3 protein-coding genes are annotated in these 4,367 nt (G+C 44.7%); all 3 read right to left on the bottom strand.

What is annotated here, in order from left to right; genetic code table 11:
* Window positions 1-379: 379 nt before the first annotated feature.
* Entirely contained in the window at window positions 380-829 is a 450-nt protein-coding gene (locus F6K57_RS37850) for a Rieske (2Fe-2S) protein (RefSeq protein WP_293073575.1), read from the bottom strand.
* A 173-nt stretch (window positions 830-1,002) separates the two neighbouring features.
* A complete protein-coding gene (ccsA, locus tag F6K57_RS37855) occupies window positions 1,003-2,727 on the bottom strand; it encodes a cytochrome c biogenesis protein CcsA (protein WP_293073578.1) in 1,725 nt (574 codons plus the stop codon).
* A 61-nt stretch (window positions 2,728-2,788) separates the two neighbouring features.
* A partial coding sequence (locus F6K57_RS37860) for a cytochrome c biogenesis protein ResB (protein ID WP_293073581.1) occupies window positions 2,789-4,367 on the bottom strand: 1,579 nt, incomplete at its 5' end.

Consider the following 4,367-nt stretch of genomic DNA (forward strand, 5'->3'; position numbering starts at 1 on the left):
GACGAGGGTCTTCGAGCTCTGCAAAGGCTTCTATAATTGCGATTTGAGACACAAGAGTAGATGGATTAGACTAAATTTGCGCTCAATTATACCATATCTTGTTTATATTTAGAATGAAATAGCCCTGGACTTCAGCTGCACCTAAATTTCCCTTAAAAAGGGGGACTTCAGCTGCACCTAAATTTCCCTTAAAAAGGGGGACTTCAGCTGCACCTAAATTTCCCTTAAAAAGGGGGACTTCAGCTGCACCTAAATTTCCCTTAAAAAGGGGGACTTCAGCTGCACCTAAATTTCCCTTAAAAAGGGGGACTTCAGCTGCACCTAAATTTCCCTTAAAAAGGGGGACTTCAGCTGCAATATCAAACCTGCTCCTAAATGACTAGCTTACTTTTACCAAAACTAAATTATCTTCTTCCTTTGTTTCATAGCTTGTCAAGGGTTTGTCTGCAGGTCCTTTCGTTACTTTGCCATCTAAATCAAATTTAGAACCGTGGCAAGGACAGTTAAATATTTTATCCTCTTGCTTCCAATCCACGCTACAGCCTTGGTGAGTACACCTAGGGTTTACGGCAACAAGACTATTGTTGCTCAGATTACGCACGACTAGAATATCTGCTATCTTGTCGCTAATTTTGCCTTTGTCTTCTAACTCCTGCACTGTGCCAACGGCTTGGAATCCATCCTCTCGCACCGACTTATCAATCTTAGGGCTTTCCTTTTCTGTTGCTTGTGGCGGACTTGGCTCAGGACTACAGGCAGCTAATGCTACTGGTAGATAAGTAGCTAATGCACCAACACCAAACCAGCCCATAAATTTACGACGATCCATAGTATACCTCTACCTGGAAAACGATTTATTTTAATAATAAACCATAATTAACAATTAATTATATTATCTCTCAATCTAGGAATTTTTAATCGAAAACATGACCAGCTAAATTAGGTTGATAATTTCTTCCTCATTAGTTGGTATTATGCATTTTTAGTTGGTTTTAATTAATTTTAATTATCTTTAGCCATAACTGGTTGATTTTGACTCCATTGTTTCACTATATTTTTACTAGATTTAGAGAGCAACCAACGGTTATATCTGGTAGCTGCAGCTGCTACAAATAATAAGTCTAAACCAACTAGGGTCCCGACAATTAATTCTGAGCCACCAGTACTAAATCCATAACTGTGTAAACCAGTACCGAGAACAAAGTTAACACCATACCAAGCCATCAACACAGCATTAAAACAAACTACACTAATGACTGCCATCCCAAAGTCTGCTAACCATCCTACCAGACGACCATGTAAGGGGACTATGTAACACATTAGGGCAATCAACGCCCAGGTTTCTTTGGGGTCCCAACCCCAGAAGCGACCCCAGGAGAAGTGAGCCCAGATGCCACCGAGAATAATGCCAGTAGTGAGCAGTAAAACACCAATTTGTAGGACTCGATAGTTGAATTTTGATAGATAGGAAATTCGTTGAAAGGATTGGGGAGCAACTAGATAATGTCCTAGAATAATATGTCCTAATCCCATCGCTAAGGCAAAACTAGCATAGCTGAGGGTAATGGTGGGAACGTGGATACTTAGCCAGAAGTTGTCTCGTAGTACTGGTACAAGGGGGGCAATACTTGGATCTAGCACGGCTGGAAGACTGTCTGCTAGAAGAAGACAAAGGATTGATAAAGGAGCAGCGGCTAACAGATAGTATTTTGCCCGGTAGATTAGCTCAAATACTAGGGCAATGGCGGCTATCCCAAATCCAACCCACACTACGGATTCATACATATTGGTGACTGGGGGACGTCCGGCAATTTCCATGCGGGTGATAAAGCCGTAGCCTTGGATGAAAAGACCTGTGAGGAAAATTCCTACTGCACCTGAGTAGAGGTCGAATTGTTTGAAGGATAATCCTAATAACAGGACTAGTAATGCGATCGCATAAATTTTCCAGGCTTTACTAAAGGGGCGAAAACTAGAGAAGTTAACTTCCCGTTGCAGCAAGGAATCCTTGGGGTAAATTTCAGGGCTAAGAGCGGCTAACTGCTGATGTAGTGTTTCCGCGACTTGCCCAACCTCCACAGTAGTCAGTAGGGGATCTAAACGATAGGCTTGTTTGAGTGTTTGGTAACTTTGCTGTAGGGGGGTAATTTGTTCGTTGGTGTAATACTGTTGCGATTGAGGTATGCTTACCCAAGTGCCTTTACTCTCGCTGGGATGGGGAACTAGGGGTAGGGTATCAGTACCTACCGTGCGTAACATTAATGCCAGTCTGTCTTCTATGGTGAGGGCTTCTCGTTCGTCTCTAGTCAGCTCAATGTTGTCCGCTTCTTTTTGATTGGCTTCCAGAACGATGGCACCTAGGTTGGAACTGACTAATTCTGCGAAGGAGAAGTATTTTCGTTCTAGGTCAAGACCAATTTTTTCTTTGAGGGGGCGGTAGGTAAGTAGAATGAAGGGTTCTTGGTTCCAGTCTCGGTTATTAAACCATAGGGATAGGTAGGTTTGGAAATAGTTGAGGGTTTGATTGTTTTCTAGGCGGTAGTTAGTGGAACCGTGGATTTTGGCTACGGTTTCTCGGGCTACGGTGTCTAAGGGTTTTTTGCGCCCATCAAGTTGGACGGCTAGGGTTTGTAAGGGGTCTAGGGGTGATGGTTGGAGTTGGGTTGGAGGTATGATCAGGATTACGATTCCGAGACAAAGTCCGATCAGGAGTTGGAGTGGTTTCATCAGAGGACAGGAGTAAACGCTAAACAGAAGTAAACGCTAATCTGAACTAGAACAAAGTATGCTAGGGAGAATGATAGTACAAGGGAACTCCGGACTCCTCTGGCTGGCGGCGCAGTTTTTTAGCTATCCCTCGACCATAGAACATGATGGTGATGCCACCGATTACTAGACCGGAGCCTGTCCAGGTTAAAGCAGTTACCCAGGCTGGTTCTCGCTTGATTTGTAGGGTTGATTGTTTTAAGTCACCGGGATTCCAGGAAGCTTGGGCTATTTTCCAGCCTTGATACCAGGTTGGATGGTTCATCCAAACGTTGCGGTGGGAGATGACATGGTGATCCCGGTCTTCGATCCGGATTTTGCTAGTCCACATAGCAACGGAATCACTGCCTTCATTGCGTTCAACGATGAAGTCTTCTAATGCGATCGCAAACGGCAGTTGCAAGAGTTTGGGACTAAAGGCAGCAAAGATTTCTCCTGTTGGTTCGTTAATCGTAGTCGGTTCGCCCCAGGGTAACCAGGTTTGGATTCCGGTTTCGGTGCTGACTAATAAGGCTGGTACTCCCTTAACGGTTGGGTCAAATACAGGTATGACCTGACGATTGATTTTGCCATGGGGAATATACTCGTCTAGAGTAATTTGGAAGTCTGCCCAACCGGGACTGACAGCTTTTCCAACCTCTAAGGTTCCAGATTTAAATCCTTTCGAGGAATGGGCCGCATAGAATAGCTGACCTGATTGAGTCACGATCACCCGGAAATAATCCTGTGATTGCTGGGGTTGAATGTTATAGCTAATCTCAATTCCTTCTAGGGGTTTTCCTGATACCACTGAACGAATTGGGGGAAAGTTTTCCTTTCCAAACACAAACCAGCGTTCAAGCCCTTCTGGTGTGGATACCTCTAACTGTACTGCGGGATTTCTCAGTTGTTGGGAGGCCGTTGTCGGTTGGTTGTCGGCGTCTAGTCGGAAATCCGGCCAAAAATCGACGACTTTGACTGAGGAGTCTGGGGCTTGGGATGACAGAGCTTGTTTTATATCGATAATCTCTGTATCTATCTTGTCCCTTTCTTTTGACGTTACCTTGATGCTACCCCAAGGACTCAAGTTTTGTTCTTGAGGGGGGGATAGCAGAGATTTTCCTTTTCCTGTCGCTACCGTATCAACCTGAATGATTTCTAATTCAGCTGGCCCAATCCCTACTTTGCTATAGGCTACTGGGGCTACAGCTATATACCGCTCTAGGGTTTGCCCCATGCGATCGCTTTTCAAGCGTAATCGCACTGCTGGATTATCTACTGCTAGATTATCTGCCGTTGCCCCTTCGGTAAAACTAACTGTTTTGATGGTGTTGTCGCTGTAGCCTACCAAAGACAGTTTACCAATTTGCTTGGGGATGACTGAACCATCTGGCTTGATCAATACATCAGTTTGCTGCAACTGTGATGATGGTGTCATCACTTCCACAAATTCCCCTTCAACCCGAATCTGATTGCTCGAAGCCGTATCGGTGCGCAAAGGTAACATGCCCTCTACACCTAAGTGGATTACAGCCGCTGAACCAGCGATAATTACGATGATACCAAGATGGGTCAGAGCAAAGCCGATTTTACGCGCACCTCGCCAGGGATAGCGATACAGA

This window comes from Moorena sp. SIO4A5 (assembly GCF_010672005.1).
In the GTDB taxonomy this organism is placed as follows: domain Bacteria; phylum Cyanobacteriota; class Cyanobacteriia; order Cyanobacteriales; family Coleofasciculaceae; genus Moorena.

What these genes read in the sequence shown, in the direction of transcription:
- F6K57_RS37850 (WP_293073575.1), bottom strand. Translation starts at nt 829, where the DNA reads ATGGATCGTCGTAAATTTATGGGCTGGTTTGGTGTTGGTGCATTAGCT.
- ccsA (WP_293073578.1), bottom strand. Translation starts at nt 2,727, where the DNA reads ATGAAACCACTCCAACTCCTGATCGGACTTTGTCTCGGAATCGTAATC.